Annotated in this window: 7 protein-coding genes, 3 tRNA genes and 1 pseudogene; 4 read left to right on the forward strand and 7 right to left on the reverse strand. The window is 69.0% G+C overall.

The genetic code is table 11. The features are described from left to right. Positions 1-127 precede the first annotated feature (127 nt). A pseudogene (locus HV824_RS15140) lies at positions 128-334 on the forward strand (ATP-binding protein); the annotation flags it as partial. An 891-nt stretch (positions 335-1,225) separates the two neighbouring features. On the opposite strand, the gene HV824_RS15145 reads toward HV824_RS15140, so the two are convergent. The 7 genes from HV824_RS15145 to HV824_RS15175 all read right to left on the reverse strand — a co-directional run bounded on the left by HV824_RS15145 (position 1,226) and on the right by HV824_RS15175 (position 9,131). Beyond that, positions 1,226-1,299 (reverse strand) — tRNA-Asp (locus tag HV824_RS15145). A 91-nt stretch (positions 1,300-1,390) separates the two neighbouring features. Then, a tRNA-Asp gene (locus HV824_RS15150) sits at positions 1,391-1,467 on the reverse strand. Between the two features lie 15 nt (positions 1,468-1,482). After that, a tRNA-Val gene (locus HV824_RS15155) sits at positions 1,483-1,554 on the reverse strand. Between the two features lie 146 nt (positions 1,555-1,700). Further along, positions 1,701-5,015: an IPT/TIG domain-containing protein gene (locus tag HV824_RS15160; protein ID WP_255208053.1), complete on the reverse strand. Its 3,315-nt coding sequence runs from the start codon at positions 5,013-5,015 to the stop codon at positions 1,701-1,703. Between the two features lie 5 nt (positions 5,016-5,020). After that, positions 5,021-5,869: a sugar ABC transporter permease gene (locus tag HV824_RS15165; protein ID WP_163777498.1), complete on the reverse strand. Its 849-nt coding sequence runs from the start codon at positions 5,867-5,869 to the stop codon at positions 5,021-5,023. After that, on the reverse strand, positions 5,866-8,046 hold the full coding sequence (locus HV824_RS15170; protein ID WP_176423591.1) for an extracellular solute-binding protein: 2,181 nt from the start codon (positions 8,044-8,046) through the stop codon (positions 5,866-5,868). Before HV824_RS15170 ends, HV824_RS15165 begins: the two co-directional genes overlap by 4 nt. Continuing rightward, the gene (locus HV824_RS15175; protein WP_176423598.1) at positions 8,043-9,131 is read right to left on the reverse strand and encodes an ABC transporter ATP-binding protein; all 1,089 of its coding nucleotides are present in this window, start codon (positions 9,129-9,131) and stop codon (positions 8,043-8,045) included. The genes HV824_RS15170 and HV824_RS15175 overlap by 4 nt, the downstream gene beginning before the upstream one ends. Positions 9,132-9,385: 254 nt before the next feature. On the opposite strand from HV824_RS15175, the gene HV824_RS15180 reads away from it, so the two are divergent. From HV824_RS15180 to HV824_RS15190, 3 genes are read left to right on the forward strand one after another with little or no spacing between them, the layout of a single operon-like run. Further along, entirely contained in the window at positions 9,386-11,812 is a 2,427-nt protein-coding gene (locus tag HV824_RS15180; protein WP_255208054.1) for a glycogen-debranching protein, read from the forward strand. Positions 11,813-11,851: 39 nt separating this feature from the next. Further along, positions 11,852-13,348 carry a hypothetical protein gene (locus HV824_RS15185; protein ID WP_176420170.1) on the forward strand — a complete coding sequence of 499 codons (1,497 nt, stop codon included), beginning with the start codon at positions 11,852-11,854 and terminating at the stop codon, positions 13,346-13,348. Positions 13,349-13,362: 14 nt separating this feature from the next. Further along, a complete protein-coding gene (locus HV824_RS15190; protein WP_368671012.1) occupies positions 13,363-15,708 on the forward strand; it encodes an alpha-amylase family glycosyl hydrolase in 2,346 nt (781 codons plus the stop codon). The last annotated feature ends 55 nt before the right edge of the window (positions 15,709-15,763 follow it).

Here is a 15,763-nt window from a genome sequence, read left to right on the forward strand (position 1 = left end):
CTGGTATAACCCGCTCAGGCGCCACTCCGCGCTCGACTACGAGTCACCCGCTGGTTACGAGAAGAAGCACCGCGCTGCCGCTTGAGGGCGAAAGCGCGGAACGCTCTGCGGAACCGGGGCAACTTCAGTCCTGGAGGCCCGCTACCACCAGTCCTCCACGGTGGTGACATCCCAACTGGAGCCCAAGGACTGGCACGCCGTCATTGGCGACGCGACGCTGGCCGACGCCATCCTCGACCGGCTCGTCCACAACGCCCACCGCCTCCGGCTCGCCGGGGACTCCACCCGCAAGGCGGACGCGAATTTGACGAAGGCGCGTAAGCAGGTGAAGTGAACGAACGTCCCAGCGTCGCTGACGCTCCGACTGCTCGCCATGGCCGGAACGGCTGCTCGGCTTGAGCTGGAATGGGTGCTCACCTTCGCCGGAATACGCATTGAGGAGGTGGTTGCGTCGTCGCCTTGCGTACTACGGGAGCGTAGAGGCGAATTGCCGGCGCGCCAGGATGCGGACCCTCGTTGGCGCGCCAGCGCTGTGTACTCACGCGCGGAGGTGTTGCAACTCGTCACTGACGGTCATGTACCGGAGGACCGGCGCATCCTGTACGCCATCCTCTTCCTGGCAGGTGTTCGCTCGGGGGAGGCGGCCGCGCTGACGTGGAACGCCTACGAGCAGACGCTCAGTCCTCTGGGGCGGCTGTGGGTGCATTCCAGCTTCAGTCACCGCCGCTTGGCGGTGAAGTCGACGAAGACGGACGTCGTGCGCGCCGTTCCCGTGCACCCCTGGCTTGCACGCCTGCTTGCGTCCTGGCGTGAGGAAGGGTGGTCGCGATTCATGGGGCGAAATCCGGGACTCGAAGACCTGGTGGTCCCTTCCCCGCGTGGACAGCACCGCCGGCAGCAGGCTGTCCTCCGGCTGCTCCACGAGGACTTAGGGGCGCTTGGGCGGCCTCTGCGGCGCGCTCATGACACGCGGCGGACGTTCATCAGCTTGGCTGTCGCTGATGGCGCTAGGCCCGAAATCCTGAAGTGGGTCACTCACGGCCCGCCTCCTGGAATCATCAACGCCTACACCACGCTGCCGTGGGAGGCGCTCTGCACCGAAGTCGAGAAACTGCGGCTCGATCCGCAAGGGGGCATCAACATGACGAACTGCTACAGTCGCGCTACAGGCGAAGCCGGAAACGAAAAAGCCCCCAAGTCTCAGGGACTTGGGGGCTCATTCGAGCGAGGAGTACGGGACTTGAACCCGTGGCCTCCGGCGTGACAGGCCGGCGTTCTAACCAACTGAACTAACTCCCCAGAATGGGAACCGCGAGCGGCAGGGCCAAAAGCCGAGCCTCTCACTAAAAGGAGAAGGGCCCGGAACCTTGCGATTCCGGGCCCTTCTTATTGGCGAGGAGTACGGGACTTGAACCCGTGGCCTCCGGCGTGACAGGCCGGCGTTCTAACCAACTGAACTAACTCCCCACATCGGTACGACAGTGGGCGGAACAGGGATTGAACCTGTGACCATCGCCTTGTAAGGGCGCCGCTCTACCGCTGAGCTATCCGCCCGTCAGGCGTCCGCCGCGCTTCGGTGAGGCGGGCTTTTATCGGCCCCATCCGACACTGTCAAGCATACGCTTCAGCAGCCCCGATCATTCCGGGAGGCCGCCCGGGCCCTGGTGGGCATCCGGGCGGCCAGCCTGAAAGCCGCCTGGCTACGGGGTGACCGTGCCGATGTCCCCACCGCTGAAGCCGTTGGTGCTGCCACCCCGGTCGTTCCGGTCGCCGTAGCAGAACGGCCCACCATTGAGGGAGTAACGGTACGTGTAGGACGTCCCGGCCGGCACGCCCGTTGGCAGGCTCACGGAGTACTGGTCATTGTCGCCCTCGTCGCTGAGGTACGTCGCCGCCAGCCATGTCCAGCCGGAGACACCCGGGTCGCTGCTCACGGGGCCATAGCCGAGCTCCGCGACGACGCCCGCGCCCTGGCCTCCTCCGGGGGTGACGCCTTCCGCCCACAACTGGCCATAGACGATACGCGGGTCACCTTCGGCGCCCGCCGCGATCTCGAAGGGCCACTGGAGATTGCAGTAGCCAATCCCCGCGTGGTTACCCACCGTGAGGGCGTGCTGCTGGCCCAGCGTGTAGCCACCCACGTCGCTGCCGTCCTTGTCGCAGTACGTCCACGCGGTGCCATCGGTGGAGTAGCGCAGGCTGATGGCGCGGTCGCCGGTGTAGGCCGGCGTCACGGTGGTGGAGAACTCGTCCGTGTCCGCCTCGCCATCCGCCTCGCCGGTGTACTCCGCGGCCTTCCAGGTGAACGCGGCCGCCTGGGTGGACGCGTTGGCGTCCGCGGCGCCCACGCCCACCTGGACCTGGATGCCAGCGCCCGCACCAGTCCCCGCGGTGACGCCCGGGATGTGCACCCGGCCCACCACGGTGACGGTGTCGCCGCTGCCCACCGTCGTGCCGCTCACGCTCTGGAGGCGGCAGTAGGCATCCGTGGGCTCGGGGTCCGGGTCCTCACTCACCGCCAGGTTGCCCGTCAGCGCCGCGTCGAAGCCATCCGGGCCGGTGCTGTTGCCGTCCGCGTCGCAGTAGAGGAACTCCCCGCCGTTCACCTGGAAGCGGTAGGCGAACCGGTAGCCGCCCACCACGCCCGGGTTGGGCAGCGTGGCCTGGTACCGGTCGTTGTCGAAGAAGTCCTCCGCGAACTGGCCCGTCGTGCTCCAGTCCCACGCACCGGACGTGGCCGGGTCCTCACCGGCGGGGCCCCAGCCGAGCTGGCCCACGATGTCCGCGCCCTCGCCCGTGGTGGTGTCGGTGATGCCCGCCACGTTCACGTACGCGACGATGACGTGGCTGGCCGCCTCACCGGCGGTGTACGCCAGCGACTGCGGCGTGTTGTTCCCGTCCGGCCCCAGCTTGCAGTAGTTGACGACGTTGATGGCCTGCGCCTCCGTCACCGTGAGCGTGCCCGTCAGCGCGGCGTCGAAGCCGGTGGCCCCGCCGCTGTTGCCGTCCGCGTCGCACAGCAGGAACTCGCCGTCGTTCACCTGGAAGCGATAGGCGAACCGGTAGCTGCCCACCGTGCCCGGGTTGGGCAGCGTGGCCTCGTACGCGTCATTGCTGCCGAGGTCCGACGCGTATTCGCCGCTCGTGGTCCAGCTCCACTGCGAGGACGTGGCCGGGTCCTCACCGGCGGGCCCCCAGCCCAGCTGACCGACGATGCCCTCGCCCTCGCCCGCGGAATTCGTCACGCCCTGCACGAACACCTGGGCCTCCACTCGGCGACTGGCCGTGGTGGTCGTCGTGTACGTCACCGTCTCCGGGGTGTTGTTCCCATCCGGCCCCAGCTTGCAGTAGCCGATGACGCGCGGGATGACGGGCTGGCCCGTCACGTTGAGCGTGCCGAGCTGGTCCAGCTCGAAGTCCTGGCCGCCGTCGTCCACGCCGTTGCCGTCGCACACGCGGATGGGGCCGCCGTCGTGGCTGAAGCGCACCGCATAGCGGTACTCGCCGTTGATGGCCGGGTTGGGCAGCGTGCCCTTCCACTGGTCGTTCACCTCGAAGTTGTCCTGGTCGAACGTCAGCGAGGCCGACCAGTTCCACAGGGGCGAGGTGCGCGGGTCCTCGCCCACGGGGCCCCAGCCGAGCTGGCCCGACAGGCCCGGTCCCGCGCCTTCGCGGTCCGTGACGCCCGGCAGGTTGACCTGGGCATGCACCGTCTTCAGGCCCGAGGTCTGCGTCGTCGTGTAGTTGATGACCTCCGGCGGCGTCTGGTCGAGGCCAATCTTGCACCACGTCACCGGCGGCTTCGGCGCCTCGTCACCCACGGTGAGCGTGCCCAGCTTGGACAGGCTGAAGGTCAGCTCGCCCTCGGTGCTGTCGTTGACGCCGTCCACGTCGCAGAAGCGCCACGCGTTCTCGCTGATGCTGAAGCGGTAGGCGACGCGCCAGGTGCCCTCGGTGCCTGGGTTGGGCATGTCCGCTTCCCACTCGTCGTTGTTGCCGTGGTCCGTCTTGTACGTGGCGTTCACCCACGTCCAGCCGCTGTCACTGCGCGGGTCCGAGTCCGCCGGGCCGTAGCCGAGCTGCGCCACCAGGCCCGAGCCCGCGCCGCTGCCCTGGGTGACGCCCGCCGCGTACACCTGGCCGGCCACCTTCACGAGCGTGGTGTCGCCCGGCCGGTAGAAGACGTTGAGCGGCCCGCGGTTGTTGTCCGGGCCCAGCTTGCAGTAGTCCACGCGCGGCCGGGAGATGAACACCCGGCGCAGCATGTCCTCCGACACGCCGTTGGCGCTGCCGTCGCCGTCCGCCATCACCCACGTCGCGCCGTTGTCGATGGAGAAGCGCATGGTGACGACCCACTCGCGGCTCTCACCGCCAATGGCCGGCTGGAGCAGCACGGTGCCCTGGTAGATGTCCGCCTCGCGGCTGTCCGAGTCAGCCTCGTAGGTGGCCTCCTCCCAGGTGTAGCGCTCCGGGTTGAGCAGCTCCGCGTCCGCCGGGGCGAAGCCCACCTGCGCGCGGATGCCGCCGCCCTGGCCCGTGCCGCGGGTGATGCCGGCCACGGTGACGGCGCCGCGCACGGTGGTGCCCACCGGCTGGCCGTTGCTGACCGCGTCCACGTTGCCGTTGAGCACCTCGGCCTGGTCGATGTTCGCCGACGGCGCGCCTTCGTAGGTGAAGCCGCCCACCAGGGTGCCGTGGGCGCTGTCGGGGTTCACCACGCGCACGTCCACCGCGCCGGAGGTGGCCGTGGGGGTGTAGCCGTAGATGCGGTAGGTGTTGACCACCACCACCCGCAGGGCCTCCTGCTGACCGAAGTACAGCTTCGCGCCTTCCTTGAAGCCGGAGCCGTAGACGTTGATGAGGGTGTTTCCCGCGACGGGGCCGCCCGAGGGCTGGACCTCCCGCACGATGGGCGCGTTGTCGCTGGGAGGAGGGCCTCCGTCTGAGTCATCGCCACAGGCGACGACCAGCAGAGGCAGGACGAGGAAGAGGGCACGGAGGCAGCGAGACGACATCGACATCACCCCTTGACGCCGCCAGCGGTCAACCCGCCGACGAGGTGTTTCTGGAGAGCGAAGAACAAAGCCATGACCGGCGCGGAGACGATGAGCGCGCCCGCGGCGAACTTGCCCCACTCCACCTTGTGCTCGCCGACGAAGCGCTGGAGCGCGACGGGCAGGGTGAAGCGGGACGGGTCATTGAGCAGCGTGGCGGCGAGGATGAACTCGTTCCACGCCGTCATGAAGGAGAAGAGCGCCGTCACGGCCAACGCGGGCCGGGCCAGCGGGAGCACCACGCGCACGAACACCTGGAAGGTGGAGGCGCCGTCCATCACCGCCGCCTCTTCCAGCTCGCGCGGCAGCGTGTCGAAGTAGCCCTTGAGGTTCCAGATGCAGAAGGGCAGGGCGGTGGTGGCGTAGACGAGGACGAGCCCCGTGAGGCTGTCCAGCAGGTGCAGCTTCTGGAGGATGCTGTAGATGGGCACCATCATCAGCGTCGCCGGGAACATCTGCGTCACCAGCAGCGCCTGCATCCCACCTTCCTTGCCGGGGAAGCGGAAGCGCGACAGCGCGTAGGCCGCGGACACCGCCAGCGTCAGGCCCACCAGCGTGGTGGCGCCGGCCACGACGATGCTCGCCAGGAGCTGCCGGCCGAACACCCACCGCCCCGCCGCGTCCGTGCCGGAGAGCACCTGCCGGAAGTGCTCCAGCGTGACGGTGTCGGGGAAGGGGTTGGCGGTGAGCGCCAGCCCATCCGTGGGCGACAGCGCCATCTTCACCACCCAGAGCACCGGGTAGAGCGTGGCCATGCACAAGAGCGTCAGCCCGGCGTGGATGGCGGCCATCTTCAAGCGCGAGGGGCGGTTCATCCCATCACCTCCGAGGACGACCGCATCAGGCGCCTGGTGAAGGTGGACCAGGCCAGCAACACCACGAAGATGAGGACCGAGTACGCCGCCGCGAAGCCGTACTGCTCGTTGCGCTGGAAGGCCCAACGGTATGCCTCGGACACCAGGATGTCGGTGCCGCCGCCCGGCTCACCGCCGGACACCAGGTAGATGATGTTGAACATGTTGAAGGTCCACACGCTGCCCAGGATGACGGCCGGCAGCATGGCGGGCTTCAGCAGCGGCAGGGTGATGCGGCGGAACTGCGTCCACTTGCTCGCGCCGTCCACCTCCGCGGCCTCGTAGAGCTCCTGGGGGATGGACTGGAGCGCGCCCAGCGCGACCACCATCATGAAGGGGAAGCCCAGCCAGGTGTTGGTGGCCACGTTGGCCGCGAAGGCCGTGGAGAAGCGGGTGAACCAGCTCACCGGCTCCAAATCCAGGGCCACCAGCAGGCCGTTGATGGCGCCGAACTGCCGGTGGAACATGCCCTTCCACATGAGCGCGGTGATGTAGTTGGGTACGGCCCAGGGGATGATGAGCAGCACCCGGTAGACACCCCGCAGCTTCAGCAGCGGATCCTTCAACAGCAGCGCCAGGAACAGGCCGATGCTGACGTGGAGCACCACGTTGACCACCGCCCACAGCAGCGTCACGGCGAGCGTGAAGTAGAAGGACAGGGGCTCGGTGAGGCTGTAGCCGCGGCTGGCCAGGATGTCCACGAAGTTGGCCAGGCCCACGAAGGAGTACTCCCCGGCCTCGTGGTGGAACAGCGACAGGCTGAGGCCCACCGCGAAGGGGACGAACACCAGCACCGCCACGCCGGCCGCCGCGGGGGTGATGTACGCCACCGCCTGCGCCACGTCCGGATACCGTCGCTTGAAGGGCAGCGTCGCCGCCGGGCGCCGCAGCACGTAGACGGAGCCGCCCAGCGCCATGGCGCCCACCAATCCCAGCCACGGCAGCGGGCTGGCCTCGGGCGGGCGCTCGCGGTGCAGCGCGCGGTAGCGCCGGTCCGCCAGCGCGCCCGCGTCCTGGGGCTCGGTGCCGCCCTGGAGCACCGCGCGCAGCGCCAGCTTCATGGGCTCCCACACGCGCGCCATCTCCAACGTGTTGGGCATGGGCGTCGCGTGGCGGGCCGCCTCCCGGAAGGAGGAGATGAGCGTGTCCTCCCGCACCTCGCGCAAGCTGTACGCTGCCACGTCCGCCGGAATCTGCCGGCCCACCGTGGCGCGAACGCGGGAGGCCTCGCCCAGCGAGATGAAGCGCGCCAGCGCCTGGGCCTGCTCCGCCCGCGCGGAGCGCGATGACACGTAGGCCGTCTCCACGCCCAGGAAGGGGCGGATGGGGAGGTTCGTGGCGCTCACCACCGGCAGCCCCACCACGCGGTAGTCCACGTCCGGGGCAATCTCCCCGGCGAACCAGGGCCCGCTGATGACCATGGCGGCGCGGCCGTCGTTGAAGAGGCTCTTCACCAGCGCGCCCGAGGCCTCCTGGGGAATGAAGCGCCGGTCCTGCAGGTCCTTCACGAAGGCCAGCGAGCGGGCCATTCCCTGTGTGTCGAAGCTCGCGCGGCCGGAGGCGTCGAACAGCTCGCCGCCGAAGCCGAAGAGGAAGCCCGCGTGGAAGTAGAAGTCACCACTCTCGTAGGCCATGCCGAAGCGGCCCTCGCCCGCGCCCGACAGCGCGGGCAGCATGGCCAGCAGCGCGTCCGTCGTCTCCGGCGGCTGGGGCACGAGCTTCGTGTTGACGTACAGCGCCAGCGACTTGAGCGACATGGGATAGCCGTACACCTGGCCATCCACCTCCAGCGCCTCGATGGCGTTGGGGAAGTAGTCCGCGCGCGCCAGGCCGCTGGCGGGAGCCACCAGGTGCTGCGCGTGGAAGTTGCGCAGCCGCTCGTGGTTGAAGATGAAGACGTCTGGGCCCACGCCGTGCGGAATGGCGTTGGTCAGCTTGGCCGCGTAGGCGTCGTAGGGCAGGGCGAGCAGCTCCACCTGGACGCCCGTGTTCGCGGTGAAGAGCTCCGTGGCCTGGACGAGCGCCGTCTCCTCGCCGCCGCGGTACGCGTGCCACAGCTTCAGCGGCTTCGCCGTCTCCGGCGCGGCGTGCGCGCTCAGCGCCGTGGCGAGCAGCGCCAGGCAGAGCCACCTGCTCACGACGCGACCTCCAACGCGGCGCGCTGCTCCGGATGGCGGAGCGCCACCGCGCCGTCCTGGGAGAAGACGTGCAGGGCGTCCGCCACGGGGGCCAGCTGCACCTTGTCACCCACTGCGACGTGGACGCCCTTGTCGAAGCGCGCGGCCACCAGCCCTGCCTCCGTGGTGACGAAGGCGTACCCGTCGAAGCCCAGGCGCTCCACCGCGTCCACGGTGCCGGTGAGCGGCCCCTGGGCCACCACGCGCAAATCCTGGGGGCGCAGGCCCAGCAGCACCGTGGCTTGCTCGGTGGGCACGTCCGCGGGACAGGGCAGGGTGAAGCCCTTGCCGGTGAACCGCGCCCCCTCGCGCCGCGCCTCCAGGAAGTTCATGGCGGGCGAGCCGAGGAACCCCGCGACGAACCGGTTGGCGGGGCGGTTGTAGAGCTCCAGCGGCGGTCCCACCTGCTGGAGGAGCCCGCCATTGAAGACGGCCACGCGGGTGGCCAGCGTCATGGCCTCCACCTGGTCGTGGGTGACGTAGATCATCGTCGCGCTCAGCCGGCGGTGCAGCCGCGCCAGCTCGCCGCGCATCTGGACGCGGAGCGCGGTGTCCAGGTTGGAGAGGGGCTCGTCGAAGAGGAAGACCTTGGGCCTGCGGACGATGGCGCGGCCCATGGCCACGCGCTGGCGCTGGCCGCCGGACAGGGCCTTGGGCTTGCGCTCCAGCAGGTGGCGCAGCTCCAGCATCCCAGCCACCTCCTGCACGCGCGCGTCAATCTCCGCCGCGGGGAACTTCCGGAGCGTCAGGCCGAAGGCCAGGTTCTCCCGCACCGTCATGTGCGGGTAGAGCGCGTAGGACTGGAACACCATCGCCACGTCGCGATCACGCGGCGGCACGGCGTTCACCCGGGCGCCCCCGATGCGCACCTCACCCGCGTCCACCTGCTCCAGGCCCGCGATGAGCCGAAGCAGGGTCGTCTTTCCGCACCCGGAGGGGCCGACCATCACCAGGAATTCGCCTTCGCCCACCTGAAGGTCCACGCCCTTCACGATGAGGTTCTGGCCAAACGACTTCTTGATCCCACTCAGGGTGACTTCGGACAAGTCGTGCTCGGAGAAATTTATGGGAAGACGGTCGCGCACCTTACCCGGGCGCTCGTCTTTTCCTCAAACCTCCTTGGTTGCACGCACTGCGTCATCCAGGGGTGTACACCACTGAACGGAGGGCCGCCCCCGAGGCGACGCCGGGGCCCTGCCTTGTCAGCCACGGAAGGCGCTTGTTATGGAAGCGGAGATTTATTGCCGGGCCGAGTCATGTCCGGACCTCGAGGTCAGCCTACCTGATGCGCACTCCCAGAATGTCCCGTCTCGTGGGCGTGGCGCTGTCCGCCGCCCTGTTCGCCGCTGGCTGTAGCGAGAGCGACTACGTCCGGCTGTACCACGGTGAGGCTCGGGCCCCGAGCTACTCGGTGGATGACATCGAGTCGCTTCGCCAGATTGGCCCCACGTACGTGGACAAGGGCGTGAACTTCGCCCTGTATTCGGAGAACGCCACCCGGCTGGAGCTGCTGCTCTTCGAGGATCCGGAGAGCAACCGCCCGGCGCGCACCTACGAGATGACGCGCTACGGCGACGTGTGGAGCGTCTACGTGGAAGGCGTGGGCGTGGGGCAGCACTACGGCTTCCGCGCGTGGGGCCCCAACTGGGAATATGACCCGCGGTGGTTCCCCGGGTCCATCCACGGCTTCAAGGCGGACGCGGACGTCTACGGCAACCGCTTCAACCCGAACAAGCTCCTGACGGACCCGTACTCCAAGGCCCTGCACCGCGACCACGACTGGACCAAGGGCAGCACGGCCAGTGGCCCCGCCCGCACGGAGGTGACGTACGCGGCCTCCGCCAAGAGCGTGCTCGTCAAGGACGGCGACTACTCGTGGGGCGAGGTGGAGCAGCAGTGGCGCGCCAACCGCCAGGACGAGCACTGGCAGGGCCACGGCTGGCAGGACCTCATCGTCTACGAGGTCCACGCCAAGGGCTTCACGGCGGACCCCGCCAGCGGCGTGCGCTTCCCTGGCACCTACCGCGGCTTCGGTGAGAAGGCGGCCTACCTGGCCGAGCTGGGCATCACCGCGGTGGAGTTGTTGCCCATCCACGAGAAGCCGCTGGACGGTGGCTACTGGGGCTACCAGACCATCAACTTCTTCGCGCCCGAGGTGTCCTACGCGGCCTTCAAGGAGCCGCACCAGGTCATCAACGAGTTCAAGTGGATGGTGGAGCAGCTCCACAAGCACGGCATCGAGGTGCTGGTCGACGTCGTCTACAACCACACCGGCGAAGGCGGCCTGTGGCGCGAGAAGCTGGAGACGGATGACGTCATGCCCGGCGAGCCGCTGGAGTCCCTGGACCCCGCGGAGACGGCCGGCCTCTATTCGTTCCGCGGCATCGACAACCAGGCGTACTACGCGCTCAACCCGGACCGCCGCACGTACTGGAACAACACCGGCGTCGGCAACCAGATGCGGCCCAACCACCGGCCCACGCGCAAGCTCATCATCGACAGCCTGCGCTTCTACGTGGAAGAGCTCCACGTGGACGGCTTCCGCTTCGACCTGGCGCCCATCCTGGGGGAGCGCGACGGCGACTACAACCGCTGGGACGACCCGCGCAACACCGTGCTCCAGGACGTCATCGACGACCCGGTGCTCCAGAAGTACAACACCCGCATCATCGCCGAGCCTTGGAGCGCGGGCGGCTGGTACTGCATGCCGCTGGGCGAGTTCCCCAACGCCAGGACGCAGCCGGGCAACGGCTGGTACGAGTGGAACGGCCGCTTCCGTGACTGGTGGCGCGCGTTCATCAACCAGGACGGCTGGAAGCTCAACTCCAATGAGGGGTCGCTGTGCGGCCGGCCCGGCACGGTGGACGGCGGCTTCCTGATGTACGGCAGCCAGGAGTGGTTCGAGCGCAACGGCCGCCGCCCGTATCACTCCATGAACTTCATCACCGTGCACGACGGCTTCACGATGTACGACCTGTTCGCGTACGACGAGAAGCAGAACCGCTGCGGTCCGCTGAACCCGGTGTGCTGTGACAACCCGAACAGCCCCTTCTGCGACAAGGTCAGCGGCGAGGAGCACAACCGCTCCCGCAACTGGGGGCCCATTGGCGACGAGCGCGCGGAGAGCATGCGCCGGCAGATGATTCGCAATGCCTTCATGTCGATGATGATCAGCCACGGCACGCCGATGATTCTCGGCGGCGACGAGTGGATGCGCACGCAGCTGGGCAACAACAACGCCTACTCCACGCTCTCCGACAACGCCTTCAACTGGTATCAGTGGGGCGCGTACCTGGCGCGCGACGAACGCCACCGCATGTTCGAGTTCGTGAAGGCAGCCATCCGCCTGCGCAAGGAGCACGCCTACGCCTTCGCGCCGAAGGACTACGGCGCGGGCGCGCCCCTGGCCTGGAAGAGCGCCCAGAACACCGAGGCGGCGTGGGACAGCAAGCAATTGATGATTCACTACCACGACGCGTCCTACGGGCCGGAGCTGCTGGTGCTCATCAACATGGAGCCCCGCGCGGTGGAGTTCACGCTGCCCGAAGGCCGCAAGTGGACGCGGCTCATCGACACGCAGGCGTACTTCGACAGCCCCGCCTATCTCACGACCGCGGGGTTGGACAGCCGGTCCACGGGCAACGCGTGGCTGGATATCCCGTCGCCTGTGAACGGCCCGACGTATGGGATGCCGGAAAGAACCATCGTCGTCCTGCGCGCGGAGTAGGGCAGGCAGCCGAGGTTGCGCTATAAGCAGGGCCCGCCCATGCGAGTCCTGCCTGCGCGCCTCGGCGCCCTCCTGTTGACGTTCCTCCCACTCGTTGCCCTGGCCGATGCTCCTCGAGATCGCTTCGGGGCCGCGGGCTACTTCCGCATCATGACCCGCCCGGACTTCTCGGGCGGCTCCGGTCAGCTGGGCTATTACTGGCTCTACGGCCGGCTCCTCAACGAGAGCCCTTACGGCGAGCTCAACCTCCGGCTGGATGCGCTCCAGGCCACGCCGGGGTCCGATGAGGTGTGGGCCGAGGTCCACTCCCGCATCTCCGGCACTTCGTTCCGTTCAGCGGACCCCGGCAACGGCTCGCTGGTGAACTTCAGCGCCGACTACCTCTTCGTCCGCGCCGGCAACATCCTGCTGGACCGGGTGACGTGGCAGTTGGGCACGCTCGAGGACCGCTGGAACGACCTGCACATCTACGACCAGCGTCCCGGCACGGTGCTCTGGGACACGGTGGGCCTGTCCGGCACGTACCAGGGCGACCGCTACGACGTCCTCCTGGCGGTCGGCGACAGCGGCTACACGCTGCGGCCCCGGAACTACAACACGGTGCTGACGGGCGCCGCGTCGTTCCGCTACCGGCTGATTCCCGGGCACCTGGAGGTGGGTATCCGCGGACAGGTGGGCTACGAGCCCGCGGTGAGCGGCAACCGGAACGCGCTCTATGCGTCGCCCGGGACCAGCTACGAGAACTTCGCGCGGCGCGAGGTGGTGCGGCGCTACTTCGAGGCCAACCCGGGCGTGGAGGACCTGGTCCCGGACCTCCAGGCGCGCAGCGCGCTGTCGTACCGGGCCATGGGCTACCTGGGCTTCGGCAATGTGGGGCCGCTGGTGTGGAGCAACATGTACCTCACCTTCGAGAAGCGCCACCCGCAGCCCTTCTACACGGAGAACTTCCGGGGCCGGGACTGGACCGTGTACGTCACGGACCAGACCGACGAGCGCTACGACGCCAACCTCGGCAACGAGGCCTACCTGCGCATCATCCCCGACAAGCTGGAGGCGCTCTGGGGCGTGTGGGCCGGCTACTCGTTCAACAAGGACAACGAAATCGTCGCGGGCGAGGACAACCGCGTCATCGCCTCCACGGTGCTTCGCCTCCAGTACTTCCTCACCGACAGGGTCCACCTCCTGGTGGAGAGCAGCCTCGCGCGCGAGAAGAGCCTGAACGGCAACCTCTACCGCAACCACGTGGACTCGGTGTTCACCAGCACCGGCGGCATGGCGGACGCGCGTGGCCTGGAGTTCGGTGACAGCGACACGCGCGACACCTGGCAGTTCAAGGCCGGCGTGGTGCTCAACCCCACGGGCCGCAGCATCTACGCGCGCCCCAGCCTGCGGCTGCTGTACGGGCTCCAGCGCTCCACCCAGCACGCGGCGTTCGGCAACTCCTTCGTGGACAGCCTGGACCAGTACAACGTTTACGTCGGCCCCGAGCGTCACTGGCACTCGGTGGTCGCGATTGAGGCCGAAGGATGGTTCTGACAAGGCGATGGAGCGTGGTGGTCTCCCTCACGGCGGCGCTGGCCGCGGTGACGCTCGCGGCGTGTCTTCCCCGCGCGGCGCCGCCGCCCCTGGCGCCCGTCGGCACGGTGGTCGCAGTGGCCTACGTGCGGGATGACGCGCGGCGGGCCGGCGTGGTGGCGGACGTCCCGGAGGGGCTGAAGCAGCGCATCGCGGAGACCCTGGCCAAACGCAACCTGCGCGCGGAGGTGGTGCCCTACGCGGACTACGCCGCCTACTTCGCGAAGGTGCGCGACTCGCAGCGCCGCTTCGAGATGCTGAAGGCGCTGACGCCGGAGGCGCCGCTGCACCTGCTGGTGGAGACGCGGGTGACGTTCTTCAGCCAGGTGGGCGGCCGCTTCTCGTGGGACATCTCCGTGCGGACCACGGGCGCGCGCGCGGACTCCGCCATGGCGCCCACCGTCGTCAGCCAGGACTACGGCGCCGCCCTCCAGTTCGACCAGCAGCGCGAGGACGACGCGCAGCTGGAGGTGGCCCCGCAAATCGCCAGTCAGGCGGGCGCGCTGTTCGACTCCTTCCTGGCCTCGCCCTTCCTGGTGCCGGACACGGACGGTGGCCCGGGCACGGTGCCGGGCCTCAACGCGCCGGCCGGGCCGGGCATCGAGCCGGGCAAGGGCACGCCGGTCGCGCCCCAGCCCTACCGGGGTTCGTGGGAGCCGCCGGCGGGAGACGCGGTCTACTTCGTGATGGTGGACCGCTTCTCCAATGGAGACCCGAAGAACGACGGCGCGGTGGACCTGGAGGACGCGCAGGCCTTTCACGGCGGAGACCTGCAAGGTGTCATTGACCGGCTGGACGGGCTTCAGCAGCTCGGTGTCCGCACGGTGTGGCTTTCACCCGTCTTCCAGATGCGCACCGACACGTTCTACGGGTACGGCGCCTTCCACGGGTACTGGGTGGAGGACTTCGGCCGGGTGGAGCCGCGCTTCGGCGACGAGGCGCTGCTGAAGACGCTGTCGGCGGAGCTGCGCCGCCGGGACATGCGGCTGGTGCTGGACGTGGTGCTCAACCACGTGGGGCCGGAGACGCGCCTGTCGCGTGAGCGGCCCGACTGGTTCCACGGCCTGGGGCCCATCAAGGACTGGAGCGACTCGCGCGAGCTGGTGATGGGGGACGTGCACGGCCTGCCGGACCTCGCCGTGGAGAAGGAAGAGGTGTACGCGCACCTGCTGGCGCATTCGCGCCGGTGGGTGGACGTGCTCAAGCCCGCGGGCTTCCGGCTGGACGCGGTGAAGCACATGCCCACCTCCTTCTGGGCTCGCTACAACGACGACCTTCGCCAGCACGCGGGGCCGGGCTTCCTGCTGCTGGGGGAGATGCTGGACGGCGACCCGGTGCTGCTGTCGGACACGATGAAGGAAGGTCGCTTCGGGACGATGTTCGACTTCCCGCTGGCCTTCGCGCTGGTGGACGTCTTCTGCAGGGACCGCTCCCCGTCGCACCTGGGCGCCATCCTCTTCAACGACCGGCTGTACCCGGCGCCGGGCTCGCTGGTGACGATGGTGGACAACCACGACCTGCCCCGGGTCATGAGTGAGTGCGGCGGCGACGTGGAGCGGGTGAAGCGGGCGCTGGCGGTGCAGCTCACCGCGCGCGGCGTGCCGGCGCTCACCTACGGCACCGAGGAGGGCCTGACGGGCGCGAAGGAGCCGGAGAACCGAGGCGACATGCGCTTCACGAACCACCCGCTGCGCGCATGGATTGGCGGGCTGCTGGCGTTGCGTCGTGGCAGTGAGGCCCTCCAGCGCGGCGAGACGTTGATGCTCGCCGCCCGGGAGGACCTCTTCGCCTACGCGCGCGTCACCGCCGACGAGGCCGTCGTCATCGCCGTGAATACCCGTGACAGCGCCGTGGACGTGCCGCTGCCGGACGGGCTGGCTGGCTCGAAGCTGGAGCCGCTGGCCCTGGCGCCGCCGCTGGCCGCCGGAGAGGTGGGCTCTGTGCGTGTGCCCGCTGGAGAGGTGGCCCTGGCGCGGCTGACGCCCCAGACGGCGGGCGGCTTCGCCACGGCGGCGAAGCTCGCGGGCCTGCGGTGGCGGGGGATGGGCACGCGGCGCACGGTGGAGCTGGCAGTGGAGGACCCGGCGGTGCGGCTGGTGGGCAGCGGGCCGGAGCTGGGCGGGTGGAAGCCCGAGCGCTCGCTTCGTCCAGGGCCTGACGGCTTCGCGCTGTCGCTGCCCGTTGGCGCCATCTTCGAGTACAAGCTCCTGCGCGACGGCTCCCAGGGCACGCTCGACTGGGAGGACGGCGCCAACCGCTTGTTGTTCGTGGACGAAGGCACCGGGCCGCTGCGCCAGACCTTGGCGTGGAGCCGGCGCTGACCGCACCTGCTTCCTTTCGCCCCGCCTGGAGCGGGGCCCACCTCCGAGGTCCGAA

The organism is Myxococcus sp. AM009 (assembly GCF_013372605.1).
Lineage (GTDB): Bacteria > Myxococcota > Myxococcia > Myxococcales > Myxococcaceae > Myxococcus > Myxococcus vastator.

Coding starts and splice junctions, on each gene's coding strand:
- HV824_RS15160 (WP_255208053.1), bottom strand. CDS start 5,015: ATGTCGTCTCGCTGCCTCCGTGCCCTCTTCCTCGTCCTGCCTCTGCTG.
- HV824_RS15180 (WP_255208054.1), top strand. CDS start 9,386: ATGTCCCGTCTCGTGGGCGTGGCGCTGTCCGCCGCCCTGTTCGCCGCT.
- HV824_RS15185 (WP_176420170.1), top strand. CDS start 11,852: ATGCGAGTCCTGCCTGCGCGCCTCGGCGCCCTCCTGTTGACGTTCCTC.
- HV824_RS15165 (WP_163777498.1), bottom strand. CDS start 5,869: ATGAACCGCCCCTCGCGCTTGAAGATGGCCGCCATCCACGCCGGGCTG.